The organism is Aeromonas sp. QDB34 (genome assembly GCF_027705405.1).
Classification (GTDB): domain Bacteria; phylum Pseudomonadota; class Gammaproteobacteria; order Enterobacterales; family Aeromonadaceae; genus Aeromonas; species Aeromonas hydrophila.
In genome coordinates this window covers 328,655-344,009 of sequence record NZ_JAPDBT010000002.1, presented here as the reverse complement: position 1 = coordinate 344,009, position 15,355 = coordinate 328,655, and the positions used below count along the sequence as shown (strand labels likewise).

The 15,355-nt window shown below is 61.7% G+C and carries 13 protein-coding genes and 1 riboswitch; of the genes, 10 read left to right on the top strand and 3 right to left on the bottom strand.

What is annotated here, in order from left to right:
• Positions 1-61: 61 nt before the first annotated feature.
• Together rimK and brnQ are read left to right on the top strand one after the other, a co-directional pair.
• Positions 62-958 (top strand): 30S ribosomal protein S6--L-glutamate ligase, encoded by an 897-nt coding sequence (gene rimK, locus OKC29_RS05465; RefSeq protein WP_016349212.1) that lies wholly within the window; start codon positions 62-64, stop codon positions 956-958.
• Positions 959-1,357: 399 nt separating this feature from the next.
• Positions 1,358-2,692, top strand: a complete 1,335-nt coding sequence (brnQ, locus tag OKC29_RS05460) for a branched-chain amino acid transport system II carrier protein (protein WP_073348720.1) — start codon at positions 1,358-1,360, stop codon at positions 2,690-2,692.
• A 74-nt stretch (positions 2,693-2,766) separates the two neighbouring features.
• Here the strand turns inward: brnQ and OKC29_RS05455 are convergent, their stop codons facing one another.
• Complete coding sequence (locus OKC29_RS05455) at positions 2,767-3,978, bottom strand: sensor histidine kinase (protein WP_073348721.1); 1,212 nt, start codon at positions 3,976-3,978, stop codon at positions 2,767-2,769.
• 43 nt (positions 3,979-4,021) lie between these two features.
• A complete protein-coding gene (locus OKC29_RS05450; RefSeq protein WP_016349215.1) occupies positions 4,022-4,690 on the bottom strand; it encodes a response regulator transcription factor in 669 nt (222 codons plus the stop codon).
• A gap of 90 nt (positions 4,691-4,780) precedes the next feature.
• Between OKC29_RS05450 and OKC29_RS05445 the strand changes: the two genes are divergently transcribed.
• Together OKC29_RS05445 and OKC29_RS05440 are read left to right on the top strand one after the other, a co-directional pair.
• Entirely contained in the window at positions 4,781-5,197 is a 417-nt protein-coding gene (locus OKC29_RS05445) for a hypothetical protein (protein ID WP_010635345.1), read from the top strand.
• A gap of 85 nt (positions 5,198-5,282) precedes the next feature.
• Positions 5,283-5,756 (top strand): hypothetical protein, encoded by a 474-nt coding sequence (locus tag OKC29_RS05440; RefSeq protein ID WP_073348722.1) that lies wholly within the window; start codon positions 5,283-5,285, stop codon positions 5,754-5,756.
• 32 nt (positions 5,757-5,788) lie between these two features.
• On the opposite strand, the gene OKC29_RS05435 is transcribed toward OKC29_RS05440, so the two are convergent.
• Positions 5,789-7,318, bottom strand: a complete 1,530-nt coding sequence (locus tag OKC29_RS05435) for an aryl-sulfate sulfotransferase (protein ID WP_162275579.1) — start codon at positions 7,316-7,318, stop codon at positions 5,789-5,791.
• A gap of 630 nt (positions 7,319-7,948) precedes the next feature.
• Between OKC29_RS05435 and aerA the strand changes: the two genes are divergently transcribed.
• The 6 genes from aerA (at position 7,949) to OKC29_RS05405 (ending at position 15,353) form a co-directional block, all read left to right on the top strand.
• Positions 7,949-9,430, top strand: a complete 1,482-nt coding sequence (aerA, locus tag OKC29_RS05430; protein WP_073348723.1) for a beta-barrel pore-forming toxin aerolysin — start codon at positions 7,949-7,951, stop codon at positions 9,428-9,430.
• Between the two features lie 105 nt (positions 9,431-9,535).
• Positions 9,536-9,649: riboswitch (TPP riboswitch) on the top strand.
• Positions 9,650-9,926: 277 nt separating this feature from the next.
• A complete protein-coding gene (gene thiC / locus OKC29_RS05425) occupies positions 9,927-11,918 on the top strand; it encodes a phosphomethylpyrimidine synthase ThiC (RefSeq protein ID WP_073348724.1) in 1,992 nt (663 codons plus the stop codon).
• Positions 11,915-13,531, top strand: coding sequence for a thiamine phosphate synthase (gene thiE / locus OKC29_RS05420; protein ID WP_073348725.1), 1,617 nt, complete (start codon positions 11,915-11,917; stop codon positions 13,529-13,531). Before thiC ends, thiE begins: the two co-directional genes overlap by 4 nt.
• On the top strand, positions 13,521-14,297 hold the full coding sequence (locus OKC29_RS05415; RefSeq protein ID WP_073348726.1) for a HesA/MoeB/ThiF family protein: 777 nt from the start codon (positions 13,521-13,523) through the stop codon (positions 14,295-14,297). The genes thiE and OKC29_RS05415 overlap by 11 nt, the downstream gene beginning before the upstream one ends.
• Positions 14,294-14,500 (top strand): sulfur carrier protein ThiS, encoded by a 207-nt coding sequence (gene thiS, locus OKC29_RS05410; RefSeq protein ID WP_064337452.1) that lies wholly within the window; start codon positions 14,294-14,296, stop codon positions 14,498-14,500. The genes OKC29_RS05415 and thiS overlap by 4 nt, the downstream gene beginning before the upstream one ends.
• Positions 14,501-14,585: 85 nt before the next feature.
• Positions 14,586-15,353 carry a thiazole synthase gene (locus OKC29_RS05405; RefSeq protein WP_073348727.1) on the top strand — a complete coding sequence of 256 codons (768 nt, stop codon included), beginning with the start codon at positions 14,586-14,588 and terminating at the stop codon, positions 15,351-15,353.
• Positions 15,354-15,355: the final 2 nt, after the last annotated feature.

Below are 15,355 nucleotides of genomic sequence, written 5' to 3'. Positions count from 1 at the left end.
TGTGGCACCTTATACTCTCCCGCCCCATCCTGCCCAGGCACTGCCTTCTAGCGGAATTGTCATGAAGATCGCCATTTTATCCCGTGAGCCCAACAACTACTCCACCCGCCGTCTGGTCGAGGTGGCGCAGGCGCGCGGTCATCAGGTCGAGGTGCTCGACACCCTGCGCTGTTACATGAACATCGCCTCCCACAACCCCTCCATCCACTACGAAGGGCGGGAACTGGAGAGCTATGATGCGGTGATCCCGCGCATCGGGGCCAGCATCACCTTCTACGGCACCGCCGTGCTGCGCCAGTTCGAGATGATGAACACCATGGCGCTCAACAGCTCGGTGGCCATCTCCCGCTCCCGCGACAAGCTGCGGGCCATGCAGCTGCTCTCCCGCCATGGCATCGGCCTGCCGGTGACCGGCTATGCCCACAGCACCCACGACGTGCCCGACCTCATCACCATGGTGGGCGGCGCGCCGCTGGTAGTGAAGCTGCTGGAGGGAACCCAGGGTATCGGCGTGGTGCTGTGCGAGACCCAGAAGGCTGCCGAGAGCGTGATCGAGGCCTTCATCCAGACCAACAACAACATCCTGGTGCAGGAGTACATCCGCGAGGCCAACGGCGCCGACATCCGCTGTCTGGTGGTCAACGGCAAGGTGGTGGCCGCCATGCGCCGCCAGGCCCAGCCGGGAGAGTTTCGCTCCAACCTGCATCGGGGCGGCACCGCCGAGGCGATCAAGATAAGCCCGGAAGAGCGGGCCACCGCGGTACAGGCCGCCAAGATCATGGGGCTGGACGTGGCCGGGGTGGATATCCTGCGCAGTGCCCGCGGCCCGCTGGTGCTGGAGGTGAACTCCTCCCCCGGTCTGCAAGGGGTGGAAGCGGCCTCCGGCAAGGATGTGGCCGGCAAGATCATCGAGTTTCTCGAGCTCAAGGCGAGCCGCAAGCACAAGCCGGCGGAGTGACGCCGGGCATACAGCCATTCCATCACACAGGGCGCCTTCGGGCGCCCTGTTGCTTTTGGGCTCGTCGCTCGGCTGGGCGGGTGGTCAGTAGGGGACTTGAACCTGCGGATGCCGCGAACGGCAAGAGAGGTAACAAATGACGCTGGTTGCGGCGTTATCATCTGTTGCAAAATTGCACCACACCAATATCAAACACCATTGCTTAATTATTTTCTGGATGAAGTGACTGGATTGCCGTGCCGCACTTGCCTACAGTTGGCACAAACGCTCTACTTGTCGCCCTTCGCAGGTCGCGAAACATAAAAATTTAATAAAACTATCTGCGGATTTTTTGCACGAATAAACCATTCGTGCCGACTTCCGTCATGATTTGACATTGTCATAGGCAGATTACGCAGCATGAATAACCAAAAATTAACATCCAGAGACATAGTCGCGTTGGGCTTCATGACCTTCGCGCTCTTCGTCGGTGCCGGCAACATCATCTTCCCGCCCATGGTGGGGTTGCAGGCCGGCGAGCAGGTGTGGGGCGCCGCCGCCGGCTTCCTGTTGACGGCGGTCGGCCTGCCGGTGCTCACCGTGGTGGCGCTGGCCAAGGTTGGGGGCGGTGTGGATGCCCTGAGTGCACCCATCGGCCGCAAGGCCGGGTTGCTGCTCGCCACCGTCTGCTATCTGGCCGTGGGACCGCTGTTTGCCACCCCGCGTACGGCGACCGTCTCATACGAGGTGGGGCTGGCGCCGCTGTTTGGCGACGATGGCTCGGCCCTGCTGATCTACAGCCTGGTCTATTTCAGCCTGGTGATCGGCATCTCCCTCTATCCGGGCCGGCTGCTCGATACCGTGGGCCACGTGCTGGCGCCGATCAAGATCCTGGCGCTGGCGGCGCTGGGTCTCGCCGTTCTGCTGTGGCCTGCCGGTTCGGCCATCCCTGCCGTCGAAAGCTACCAGCATCAGCCTTTCTCCAACGGTTTCGTCAATGGCTACCTCACCATGGACACGCTGGGAGCCATGGTGTTTGGCATCGTCATCGTCAATGCGGCCCGCTCGCGCGGGGTGAGCAGTGCCAAGTTGCTGACCCGTTACACCGTACTGGCCGGCCTCATCGCCGGGATGGGTCTGACGCTGGTTTACCTCAGCCTGTTCCGCTTGGGCTCGGTGAGCGGTGAACTGGTACCCCACGCCCAGAATGGCGCCGAGATCCTGCACGCTTATGTCCAGCACACCTTTGGCAACATGGGCAGCGGCTTCCTGGCACTGCTTATCTTCATCGCCTGTCTGGTGACGGCCGTCGGCCTGACCTGTGCCTGCGCCGAGTTCTTCGCCCAGTACCTGCCGCTCTCCTACCGCACTCTGGTGTTGCTGCTGGGCGGCTTCTCTATGCTGGTTTCGAACCTGGGGCTGAGCCACCTGATCCAGCTCTCGGTGCCGGTGCTGACCGCCATCTATCCCCCCTGCATCGTGCTGGTGGTGCTGAGCTTCACCCTGCGCTGGTGGGGCAACGGCACCCGGGTGGTGGGGCCTGTCATGCTGATCAGCCTGCTGTTCGGCCTGATCGACGGGCTCAAGGCCTCGGCCCTGGCCGGCCTGCTGCCTGGCTGGAGCCTCGCCCTGCCCCTGAACGAGCAGGGACTGGCCTGGCTGCCGCCCTCGCTGTGTGCCCTGCTGCTGGCGGCCCTTTGGGATCGTCTGCAGGGTCGCCCACAGGTGGCGTCTGTCAGCAAGAGCGCGGCCTGAATGCAAGACCGGCCTTTTGGCCGGTTTTGGTGGCTGAAACAATGAACAAGGCGCCCTCGGGCGCCTTGTCGTTTTTACTCCCGCATCGCCAGTCTGGCGCTGAAGATGCCGCCCTCCAGCCGGGTCTCTATCTGCCAGCCCAGCTTCTCGCAGATGCGCTGGATGATGGTGAGGCCGCAGCCGTAGCCGAGGATCTGATCCGGCGCGGCGGCGGTGGGGTTGCTGATGGTGAGCACGGGGCCGGCCAGCTCGATGTCGATGTGTCCCTCGGCGTAGCTGAGGGCATTCTTCAGCAGGTTGCCGAGTGCAATGGCGAGCAGGGAGAGGGGGGCCAGCGCCTCGCTCTCATCGTCCAGCTGCAACCGGATATCCAGCTCCTCCCGCTGCAGCAGCGGGGCGAGGCGGGCCAGCTCCTGGCGAATGAGCGGCGCCACCTGCTGGGGCGGGCGCTCCACCGGCTCCTTGCGGCCCAGCAGCAGAAAGGTCTCGGTGAGCAGCGCCATCTCGTCGGCGGCGGCGCGGATGCGGGTGGTGGCACGGGCGGCGGGTGCGGGCAGATCGCTCACCTTGCCAAGCAGGGCGGCCGAGCCCTGGATCACCATGTTGGGGGTACGCAGCTCGTGGCTGGCGAAGCGGCTGAACTCCTGCTCGCGGGCAAACACGGCGGCCACCTCCTGCTTGCCGGCCAGCAGCGCCAGCTCTATGTCTCTGAGCTCCTGCCAGGGGGCATCGGGCACGAAGTCGGCCTGATCCGGGGTGAGGTGGGCGACCCGCTGCTGCAGCCGCTGCAGCGGCCGGGTGATGTGGCGCACCAGCCAGATGCCAAAGCCGATGCAGCCGAGCAGCAGGGCCAGCCCGATCAGCCGGGTCGCCAGGTGCAGCTGATCCTCGTAAGGATCCAGGTAGTCATCGGCATCGTCGTTGAAGACCAGGTAGAGCAGCCCCTCACCGGACGGGTGGGGCCGCACCAGGAAATGCTTGTCCTCATCCCCCAGCACGTGTTCGTAGAAGCCCGAGCTCTGGTAGGGCTTGAGCCAGACCGGCAGGCGGCCGGCCTCGGTCCAGTAGCTGGAAAACTGGCGCGGGCTGGGGGCGGGGGCCGCCATGCCGAGCCGCAGCCAGTCGTCGCTGTAGCGGGTCACCTCGGCCTCCAGCCAGTGGCGCAGGCTGAGCTCCTCCATCTTGTCCTCGGCCACCACCATCAGCAGGCTGATGATGACCAGCAGCAGCAGGCCGGCGCCGCTCAGGGTGAGGATCAGGCGACGGCGCAGGCTGGGCAGGCTCATGACGGCCTCCCTGCGGGCAGGTCCAGGCAGCGCTGGCGGCCCATCATGGGGTCACCAGCCGATAGCCCTGGCCGTGCAGGGTTTCCAGCATGGGGGTAGGGAAGGGTTTGTCGAGGGCGTTGCGCAGGGCATAGATGTGGCTGCGCAGGGCGTCGGAGTCGGGTTCCTCGTCGCCCCAGACGGTGTCGAGCACCTCCTGGCGAGTGACCAGGGCGGGGGCCCGGCGGGCCAGCAGGGTGAGGATCTGGAACGGGATCTTGCCGAGCTTGAGTTCGACCCCGGCCCGGGTGGCGCGGCCGCTGGCGGGATCCAGGGTCAGCTCGCCTACGCACAGCGCCCCCATATCGCTGCGCGGGCCGCGCAGGGCCAGCGCCTGCAGCCGCACTTCCAGCTCCTCCATGGCGAACGGTTTGACCAGATAGTCGTCACCGCCGGCCTTGAACCCCGCCAGCTTGTCGTCCAGGCTGTCGCGGGCGGTGAGAAACAGCACGGGAGTCGGGATCCCCTGCTCCCGCAGGCGGGCCACCGTGCTGAGGCCGTCGAGGCGCGGCATCATGACGTCCATGATGATGACGTCGAAGCGCTGCTCGGCCAGCAACTGCAGGGCCGCTTGGCCGTGGTAGGCGCAGTCCAGCCGGTGGCCCGCCAGCTCCAGATAATCCATGATGGTTTCCGCGACCTGGGGATTGTCTTCCACCACCAGTATTTTCATGCTTTGATCTCCTGGTCTTGACCGGCATTTCACGGTCATCTCACACCGGATAAGGCATCCTGTGTGGCAGTGTAACCCCGAGGATCCCCGATGAAGAAGTCTCTCTGCACTCTCCTGCTGCTGATCTTGCTGCCATTCGGCGCTGCGCAGTCGGCGGAGTTCAAATTGACCGGCCGCACCACCTGGCAGCTGGGCCAGCTGATGGTCAACGGCATTCCCTTTGTGCTCGACGAACAGACCCGCTTCAAGGACGGACTGAGAGAGGACGATCTCGGCGGTACCTGGGTCGACCTGGAAGGGGTGGTCGAGGGCGAGCTGCGGCTTATTCGGGAGGTCGAGAAGCTGGAGGAGGATGACGAGATGGATCTGGAAGGGCCGGTGGAGCAGGGGCGGATCTGGGGTTATGTCACCTCGGACGACAGCCTGGCCCCGTTCGAAGGGCGCTGGCTGGAGCTGGAGTGCAAGTTTGACGGCATGCGCCTGAGCCGCTGCCGTGAGGATGACTGAGCCAGGCCGGCGTGGTGCTGGCGGAAAAATGGTACAGCTGGGTCCATAGTTAAACCTCGCACGGTTTGACCATGGGCCTTTTGTTATGACACGTACTTCCCTCCTGCTGCTGACACTGCCGCTCTGCGCTCTGGCCGCCGATGGCGAGCTCTGGCTGGTGGAGCTGGAACACAACGATGGCCTGCGCCTGCAGTTTCAGGGCGCCGAACTCGAACTCGGCAACGCCGCACTGAGCGGGGTGGCAGGCAGTGATGAGCTCAGACCCGGCATGCGTCTGGCCATCCTCAGCCGTGACGGAGTCGCCGAGCGGATCGGCATGGCCGACGCCCTCGCCGGATTCTTGCCGACCAGCCAGTGGCGCCGGGCCGAAGCCTCGCTGCTGGCGGTTACGGGCCGCGCCCTGCGGCTACAAGGGCTTGGCGTGCTGGCCTTCGATGACGATACCCGCTGGCTGAATGGCAGCCCGGCCGATCTGCAACCGGGCCGCAAGCTGGTGCTCAGTCGTAACGAGCAGGGCCGCCTGACCGAGATCCTGATCGCCAATCCGGAAGATGAATAAAAAGCAGCGCCACGGGGGCGCTGCTCTGCTGTTTATTGAAAGTGGATGTTTTCGAGGGGGATCTGGATGGCGTTCCAGGAGGTATAACAGGGCTTTGTACTTGGATAGGTAAACTCGAAGAGTTTTTGCTTGTCCTTGTTTATTCCCTGAATGATGGCACGGGATCTGTTATCTGCAGCTGCATAGTTGATAAGAAGATCCCCTTGAGTTGCCAGCCTGTCTTCGTAAATGCTGGAACAGATGTCGGAGTAAATTCCATCGTCAAAACTCCAGGTTACCTGAGCCGTTTTATTCTGATTGTCGATCGCAAAGATAGCCGTCTGGCTGGTGGCCAGGTCTATGCCAGCCGGTGTCCCGGCAGGGTTGTTGAAACTTCTGCGGCCATTGTTAAACAGCATCAGCTTGCCATCTTTGGTCATGGAGACGGCATGCTGCCCTATCGGAGTCTGCCCGGAGGAGAGTGACAGCGCAAGCTTTTGCAGGGAAGGGTAGGAGTACCAGTGTTTGGTCTCGTCCCCCAGCAACCAGATCAGTTTGCCGGTGGCATAGTCCAGTTTGACGACAAAATTCTCCCGACTTGAGATCACCAGAGTATCGTCGGCCGGGTCGTAGGTGGCCGCGTTCATGTGGAACCAGTCCACGCCATCTCTGACAAAGTTGCTGGGGTCGTCTCCCTCTTGCAACATGTACTCAGAAAAGATTTTCCCCAGATCCCATTCTTTGATTATTTTGCCCTTGCTATCTATTTCACTTAAATATGACTCTATTTTCAATGCTCCGCTGGTCGTGCCATCCAGCTCAATCAACACACCTGTTTTTCCTTGATCAATATTATGGTGGAAATAGGCATCACTACCCATGGCCGTTCCATCAACAGTAAATGAATCCATTTTTCCATAGAGGGATAATGTATCGACGGCTTTGTTTTTTGTACTGCCAGTCAGGAAGATATTGTTCAAAAAAATAGATGATCCTGAAGCTCTTTTTATGTCAGCATCCCAACGAACCTCACCATCTATATCCATGATGATGGGAGATTTTTCTGACCCTTTTAGATAAAAATAGCTATAGGTCGGTGTTGCTCTCGGCTTGATGCTGATGCCTACGTCGTCATAAATTCCTATGCTGTCTACATAGGCTGCCGTTGCTATTGTCTTCTTAAATGAGTAAGTACTGTTATCAGTGAATTGTATGTTGATCGTCAGTTCATTGAGGTAGTTGCTATAAAGACCAAATACAGGAATTTGTATCCTGTTACTTGTCGTGTCATATAGACTGTTGTTTGACAGGTAGTTCCAGTCATAGGTTGCGGAGACCGACTTGGCATGATTACCCTCTTTTGTTTTTATATTAAACGAGATGTTTTTTATTTTACTTGTATCCAGGCCTGTCAGATCCAAGGCGGAGATAAATACGGAAGCATGAATATCATCTTCGATGACTTGTGTCGTTGGATCATAATCAAGCTGTTCCGCCAGTGTTTTGCTGCTGCCACCACTACCATTGCAACCATATAGCCCGGTGCAGATGAGGATTAACAGAAATGCGTGCTTCATCATCATAAACATCATCCTTGTGTTAATGAACTGCATCCATTGTAGTGAAAAATCCATGGTTGGGCTGGAAAGTGGGCCTTACATGCAGGCGCCATCTCTAGCCGTCTAGCGACACCGGGCTGAGAGCGCCAATCCGGAAAACCTGAACCGTTACATTGGTGGCAGGCCAGAGTGGTGGGACCGGTGACACAGAAGATCTCGATCCTCTCCGTATCATCTGCACTCAAGAGCAGTTTGCCGACAAATCCCACCGATCTGTAACCGAGTTGGCACTCAAGCGTGAGGAAGCAGGTCGGGTGGCCGGGTCCTGATCGCCAATCCGAAGGATGAACTGGAATAAGGATCATTCCGTCTAATACCATTGTATCGATATTGCTAATTTAGAAATATCATTTTTACGTATATTCATGGGGATGAATAAATGACGAATGAAATAGTAGAGTGAACGCTCTGATATTATTATCGTTAATATTGAAAGCCCTCAATTTATTATTTTATTAATATTATACATGCATTGAAATGTGGTCTGGATCGCATATTGAAGCCAATGTGACTGATATTGTCGTACTCACATGTCACCTGCTGATATATAAGCGCTGGTGAATGTATGTCAATGTTCAATATATTGGGGTTGCTATGCAAAAACTAAAAATAACTGGCTTGTCATTGATCATATCCGGCCTGCTGATGGCACAGGCTCACGCGGCAGAACCCGTCTATCCAGACCAGCTGCGCCTGTTTTCACTGGGCCAGGAGGTATGTGGCGACAAGTATCGCCCTGTTACTCGAGAAGAAGCCCAGAGCGTTAAAAGCAATATTATCAATATGATGGGGCAGTGGCAAATAAGCGGTCTGGCCAACGGCTGGGTAATAATGGGGCCGGGATATAATGGTGAAATTAAACCTGGCTCGGCGTCCAATACCTGGTGTTACCCGGTCAATCCTGTCACCGGAGAAATACCAACCTTGTCAGCCCTGGATATTCCAGACGGTGACGAGGTGGACGTGCAGTGGCGACTGGTACACGACAGTGCGAATTTCATTAAGCCAACCAGCTATCTGGCGCATTATCTCGGTTATGCCTGGGTGGGTGGCAATCACAGCCAATATGTCGGTGAAGACATGGACGTGACCCGTGATGGCGATGGCTGGGTGATCCGTGGCAACAATGACGGCGGTTGCGAGGGGTATCGTTGTGGCGAGAAGACGGCCATCAAGGTCAGCAATTTTGCGTACAACCTGGACCCTGACAGCTTCAAACATGGTGACGTGACCCAGTCTGATCGCCAACTGGTCAAGACGGTGGTGGGCTGGGCGATCAACGACAGCGACACCCCGCAATCCGGCTATGATGTCACCCTGCGTTACGATACTGCCACCAACTGGTCCAAGACCAATACCTATGGCCTGAGCGAGAAGGTGACCACCAAGAACAAGTTCAAGTGGCCACTGGTAGGGGAAACCGAGCTCTCCATCGAGATTGCTGCCAACCAGTCCTGGGCGTCCCAGAACGGGGGCTCTACCACCACCTCTCTGTCGCAATCCGTGCGGCCGACGGTGCCGGCCCGCTCCAAGATCCCGGTGAAGATCGAGCTCTACAAGGCTGACATCTCCTATCCCTATGAATTCAAGGCCGATGTCAGCTATGACCTGACGCTGAGTGGCTTCCTGCGCTGGGGCGGCAATGCCTGGTATACCCATCCGGACAACCGCCCGAACTGGAACCACACCTTCGTCATCGGGCCGTACAAGGACAAGGCGAGCAGCATTCGTTACCAGTGGGACAAGCGCTACATCCCGGGTGAAGTGAAGTGGTGGGACTGGAACTGGACCATCCAGCAGAACGGCCTGTCTACCATGCAGAACAACCTGGCCAGAGTGCTGCGCCCGGTGCGGGCGGGGATCACCGGCGATTTCAGTGCCGAGAGCCAGTTTGCCGGCAACATCGAGATCGGTGCTCCGGTGCCGCTCGCGGCAGACAGCAAGGTGCGTCGTACCCGCAGCGTGGACGGCGCTGGCCAGGGCCTGAGGCTGGAGATCCCGCTCGATGCGCAAGAGCTCTCCGGGCTTGGCTTCAGCAATGTCAGCCTGAGCGTGACACCAGCTGCCAATCAATAACGACTGCGTGTTGTGGCAATAGAACCGGGCCTCTGGCCCGGTTGTTGTTTGTACTGGTCAGGCTTGTTAAAGGCTTGTACTTTCCATTTCCCCACTTATACTGGCGCCATCTTGTCGGAGTGCTGACCGTCGAACGACGCTAAGCTGAGACCGTTAATTCGGGATCCGTGGAACCTGATCAGGTTAAGACCTGCGAAGGGAAACAAGGGTAACTTGCGGGTTACCGCGCCGGGGCAAACCCTCGCTCAGCAGGAGCAGGGCCCCACCCATCAAGGGCACCGCCCACGATGGTTCAGGCGCACAGAGGGGGAGGCCGTCCCGTCCGGTTGTCCATAGGGCGCCGGGTTTCCAGACTAGGGAAACACCGGGATGGCAGAGCCGGGAAGATCCATGCCCGACTCACTCCCCCGAGCACACCCCGCCGCAAGTTCATCTTCTCCTCGAACTCCAGACAAGCAAATACCCATAACTTCAACCAGTTAATGTGAGTTTTGCTATGTCTACCAATGTTTCTGATACCACCAAATCCAGCCGCCGCGAGCAGCGCTCCAGCGCTCAGGCTTTTATCGACAGCCTCAAGGGGATGGCTCACCCCAACTCCCGCCGCATCTTTATCGAAGGCTCCCGCGCCGATATCCGGGTGCCGCTGCGGGAAATCCAGCTAGCCGATACCTTCGTCGGCGGCACCAAAGAGGCCCCCCAGTTCGAGCCCAACGAGCCGGTGCCGGTCTACGACACCTCGGGCCGTTACGGGGAGGAGGGGGTCGCCATCGACGTGCGCCGCGGCCTGCCGCGCCTGCGGGAACACTGGGTGCTGGAGCGCGATGATACCGACGCCTTGCCGGGGCTCAGCTCCACCTTCACTCAGGAGCGGCTGGCCGACGAGGGACTGGATCACCTGCGCTTCGAACATCTACCCAAGCCGCGCCGCGCCAAGCCGGGCCGCCGGGTCACCCAGCTCCACTACGCCCGCGCCGGCATCGTCACTCCCGAGATGGAATTTATCGCTATCCGCGAGAACATGGGGCGCGAGCGGGTGCGCTCCGAGCTCCTGCGCACCCAGCATCCGGGCCGTGATTTCGGTGCCCGTTTGCCCCAGAACATCACCCCCGAATTCGTGCGCGATGAGGTGGCGGCCGGTCGCGCCATCATCCCCAGCAACATCAACCACCCGGAAGCTGAGCCGATGATCATCGGCCGCAACTTCTTGGTGAAGATCAACGCCAACATCGGCAACTCGGCGGTCACCTCCAGCATCGAAGAGGAGGTGGAGAAGCTGGTCTGGTCGACCCGCTGGGGCGCCGACACCGTGATGGATCTCTCCACCGGCCGCTACATCCACGAGACCCGCGAGTGGATCCTGCGCAACAGCCCGGTGCCCATCGGTACCGTGCCCATCTATCAGGCGCTGGAGAAGACCAACGGCATCGCCGAAGACCTCACCTGGGAGCTGTTCCGCGACACCCTGCTGGAGCAGGCCGAGCAGGGGGTGGACTACTTCACTATCCACGCCGGCGTCTTGCTGCGCTTCGTGCCGATGACCGCCAAGCGCCTCACCGGCATCGTGTCGCGCGGCGGCAGCATCATGGCCAAGTGGTGCCTCTCCCACCACAAGGAGAACTTCCTCTACCAGCACTTCCGCGAAATCTGCGAGATCTGCGCCGCCTATGACGTGGCCCTGTCGCTGGGCGACGGTCTGCGTCCGGGCTCCGTCTATGACGCCAACGACGAGGCCCAGTTCGCCGAGCTGCGCACTCTGGGCGAGCTGACCAAGATCGCGTGGGAGTACGACGTGCAGGTGATGATCGAGGGGCCGGGTCACGTGCCGATGCACATGATCGAGCGCAACATGACCGAGCAGCTGGAGCACTGCCACGAGGCGCCGTTCTACACCCTGGGCCCGCTCACCACCGACATCGCGCCGGGTTACGATCACTTCACCTCCGGCATCGGTGCCGCCATGATCGGCTGGTATGGCTGCGCCATGCTCTGCTACGTGACCCCGAAGGAGCATCTGGGCCTACCCAACAAGGAAGATGTGAAGCAGGGGCTGATTACCTACAAGATCGCCGCCCACGCCGCCGATCTGGCCAAGGGGCACCCGGGCGCCCAGATCCGTGACAACGCCATGTCCAAGGCGCGCTTCGAGTTCCGCTGGGAGGATCAGTTCAACCTGGCGCTGGATCCCGACATCGCCCGCGCCTACCACGACGAGACTCTGCCGCAGGAGTCCGGCAAGGTGGCCCACTTCTGCTCCATGTGTGGCCCCAAGTTCTGCTCCATGAAGATCACTCAGGACGTGCGTGACTACGCGGCGAAGCTTGAAGCCGTGGAGATCAAACTGGTCGGCATGGATGGCCAGCAGGAGCAGGTAGTGGCTCAGGTAGAGAGCGGCATGGCTCGTATGGCCGAAACCTTCAAGGAGACTGGCGGCGAGATCTACCATCAGGCGGCGGCGCTGAAACAGGCCGCAGGGGAGGAGGCGTGAGCAGCGAGCGCGGGGCTGTCAGCCCCGCCGACCTGTCGCCCGTGACCGACTCGCGACCTGTGGTCTGGACCATCGCCGGTTCCGACTCCGGCGGCGGTGCCGGCATTCAGGCCGACTTGCACACATTGCACGACCTCGGCGTGCACGGCTGCTCGGTCATCTCAGCCATTACCGCCCAGAACTCGGTGGCGGTGAAGATGGTTGACCCCGTGCTGATGCAGACCTTCACCGCCCAGATCGACGCCCTCGGCGTCGATCTGCCGCCCGCCGCCATCAAGATCGGTCTGTTGCCGACCCGGCTGCACGTGGAGGTGCTGGCCCGCCGACTGGCGGCCACCCCGGCCCCCTTCGTGGTCTACGACCCGGTGGCCATCGCCAGCACCGGCACCCCGATGGCGGAGCCCAATATGCTGGCGGCGGTGCGCGAGCAGCTGTTGCCGCGCCTCTCCTTGATCACCCCCAACGGCCCCGAATTGGAAGCCCTGACCGGACTGCCGGTCAGCAGCCCCGAGCTGGTGCGCCTCGCCGCCCGCCGCCTGCGTGAACTCGGCGCCCGCGCCGTGCTGGTGAAGGGGGGTCATCTTGAGTGGAGCGGCGATCTGTGTCTGGACTACTACCAGGACGAGACCCGCGAATTCTGGCTAGGGGCGCCGCGCCTCGATACCCGCCACGGTCACGGCACCGGCTGCTGCTACGCCAGTGCCATCGCCGCCGTGGTGGCGCAGGATTATCCGGTGGAAGACGCCATCACCCTAGCGCGCGCCTACCTGCAACAGGGGCTGGCTGCGGCGCAAGGAGTGGGCGCAGGCCCCGGCCCCATCGCCCATCTCGGCTGGCCCGCCGATCTTGCCCATTTCCCCCGTGCCGTATTGGCGGGTTCAACCCTCGATCGCCGCTTCGGACTTTATGAGACAAGCAGTGCCCGCCTGCCGCAGGGCCCCTTCGCGCCAACTGAACACAACCTCGGTCTCTATCCGGTGGTGGACTCGGTCAAGTGGCTGCGCCGCCTGCTGGGGCAGGGGGTCAAGACCATCCAGCTGCGGATCAAGAATCTGCCCGCCGCTCAGGTAGCACCGGCCATTCGCGATGCGGTAGCGCTCGGTCGCCGTCATGGGGCGCGGCTCTTTATCAACGACTACTGGCAGCAGGCCATCGAGGCGGGCGCTTGGGGCGTGCATCTGGGGCAGGAGGATATGGAGACGGCTGATCTCGCCGCCATTCAGGCGGCCGGGTTGCGCCTTGGCATCTCCACCCACGGCTACTTCGAGCTGATGCGGGCCCGCGAGCTGGCCCCCTCCTATATCGCGCTGGGCCATATCTTCCCGACCAACACCAAGGCGATGCCTTCGCGCCCGCAGGGGCTGGTGCGGCTGCACCGCTACCGCGCCCTGATGGCGGAGTGGCCGACGGTGGCCATCGGTGGCATCAGCGAGGAGCGGGTGGCGGCGGTCAAGGCGAGCGGGGTCGGCAGTATCGCGCTGGTCTCGGCCATCACTGCCAGCGACGACTGGCAGGGGGCGACCGAGCGGCTGCTCGCGGCCGTGGGGGCGGGGGATGAGCCGCGCTCGGCGCAGCTCATGACCGACATGCAGGAGGCGGCCCATGCTCTCTGATGCTGAGTATTTGCGATACGGCCGCCAGCTGATGCTGGCGGAAGTGGGCGAGGTCGGTCAGGCGCGGCTGAAAGATAAGTCCGTGCTGATCGTGGGCTTGGGCGGGCTCGGCTCGCCGCTCGCCCTCTATCTGGCCGGGGCCGGGGTGGGCACCCTGTGGCTGGCCGATGGCGATACAGTCGATTCCAGCAACTTGCCGCGCCAGATCCTGTTCGATAGCGAGGCGGTCAACCACTCCAAGGCGGAGCTGGCCCGCGAGCGCTTGGCGGCCCACAACCCGCTGGTGGAGCTGATCGCCATCAACCAGCTGCTCGATGCCGCCAGCCTGCCGGAGTTTGTGGCCGAGGTGGATCTGGTGATCGACTGCTGCGACAACCTCGCCACCCGCCAGGCCATCAACGCCGCCTGCGTGGCTCAGGGCAAGCCCTGGATCTCCGCCGCCGCAGTCGGCTGGCAGGGGCAGCTGATGGCGCGCACAGGTACGGATCACGCCTGCTACGCCTGCCTCTATCCGCAGGATACGAAAGTCAGCCAGAGCTGCGAGACCAGCGGCGTCACCGGTCCGCTGGTCGGGGTGATGGGCTCCTTGCAGGCGCTGGAGGCACTGAAACTGCTGCTCGGGATGCCGAGCCCGGTCGCTGGCACATTGCGCCGCTTCGATGCGTTGACCCATCAGTGGCAGACCCTCACTCTGGCTCCCGACCCCGATTGCCCGGTTTGCGGGCAGCGCCGATGCTCGACACACGATAAGGAGATCACCCCATGACCCTCACCATTCGACTCAACGATAAAGCCCAGCCGCTGGCGGCAGGGCAGAGCGTGGCTGACCTGCTGGCCGCGCAGGGGGTCAACCCCCAAGGGGTGGCGGTGGCCCTTAACGGCGCCGTGCTGCCCCGTGGCCGCTGGGCCGAGACCCGTCTCAATGACGGGGACGAACTTCACCTCTTCACCGCCATTGCGGGAGGCTGACCCATGATGCTCGCAGTCCCATCTTCGAGCGCTCTGCTTTGCGGCGGGGCCTCATCTCTTCTTATCGCAGTGGCAGGAGGCTGACATGCTGACAATTGCCGATCACACCTTCTCATCGCGCCTCTTTACCGGCACCGGCAAGTTTGCCCGCCCGGATCTGATGGCCTCCGCCATCGAGGCGAGCGGTTCCCAACTGGTCACCATGGCCATCAAGCGGCTCGAACCGGGCAAGGCCCACGACGATATCCTGAGCCCCTTGCTGCAACTGGGGGTCAAGCTGCTGCCCAACACCTCCGGTGCCAAGACCGCCGCCGAGGCGGTGTTTGCCGCCCACCTCGCCCGCGAGGCGCTGGGAACAAACTGGCTGAAGCTGGAGATCCACCCCGATCCGCGCTATCTGCTGCCCGATCCCATCGAGACGCTGAAAGCCGCCGAGCAGCTGGTGAAAGAGGGCTTTGTGGTGCTGCCCTACTGCGGCGCCGACCCCGTGCTCTGCAAGCGGCTGGAAGAGGTGGGCTGCGCCGCCGTGATGCCGCTGGGCGCCCCCATCGGTTCCAATCAAGGGCTGGTGACCCGGGAGTTTCTCGCCATCATCGTCGAGCAGGCCAATGTGCCTGTGGTGGTGGATGCGGGGATCGGTGCGCCGAGCCACGCCGCCGCCGCCTTTGAGCTGGGCGCCGATGCCGTGCTGGTCAACACCGCCATCGCGGTGAGCGGCGACCCGGTCGCCATGGGCCGCGCCTTTGCACTGGCCTGCACCGCCGGTCGCAGCGCCTATGAGGCAGGCCTTGGCGCCCGCGCCCTGCAGGCCCAAGCCTCCAGCCCGCTCACCGATTTTCTGGGGGCGTTATGAGT

Coding starts and splice junctions, on each gene's coding strand:
- rimK (WP_016349212.1), top strand. CDS start 62: ATGAAGATCGCCATTTTATCCCGTGAGCCCAACAACTACTCCACCCGC.
- brnQ (WP_073348720.1), top strand. CDS start 1,358: ATGAATAACCAAAAATTAACATCCAGAGACATAGTCGCGTTGGGCTTC.
- OKC29_RS05455 (WP_073348721.1), bottom strand. CDS start 3,978: ATGAGCCTGCCCAGCCTGCGCCGTCGCCTGATCCTCACCCTGAGCGGC.
- OKC29_RS05450 (WP_016349215.1), bottom strand. CDS start 4,690: ATGAAAATACTGGTGGTGGAAGACAATCCCCAGGTCGCGGAAACCATC.
- OKC29_RS05445 (WP_010635345.1), top strand. CDS start 4,781: ATGAAGAAGTCTCTCTGCACTCTCCTGCTGCTGATCTTGCTGCCATTC.
- OKC29_RS05440 (WP_073348722.1), top strand. CDS start 5,283: ATGACACGTACTTCCCTCCTGCTGCTGACACTGCCGCTCTGCGCTCTG.
- OKC29_RS05435 (WP_162275579.1), bottom strand. CDS start 7,318: ATGATGATGAAGCACGCATTTCTGTTAATCCTCATCTGCACCGGGCTA.
- aerA (WP_073348723.1), top strand. CDS start 7,949: ATGCAAAAACTAAAAATAACTGGCTTGTCATTGATCATATCCGGCCTG.
- thiC (WP_073348724.1), top strand. CDS start 9,927: ATGTCTACCAATGTTTCTGATACCACCAAATCCAGCCGCCGCGAGCAG.
- OKC29_RS05415 (WP_073348726.1), top strand. CDS start 13,521: ATGCTCTCTGATGCTGAGTATTTGCGATACGGCCGCCAGCTGATGCTG.
- thiS (WP_064337452.1), top strand. CDS start 14,294: ATGACCCTCACCATTCGACTCAACGATAAAGCCCAGCCGCTGGCGGCA.
- OKC29_RS05405 (WP_073348727.1), top strand. CDS start 14,586: ATGCTGACAATTGCCGATCACACCTTCTCATCGCGCCTCTTTACCGGC.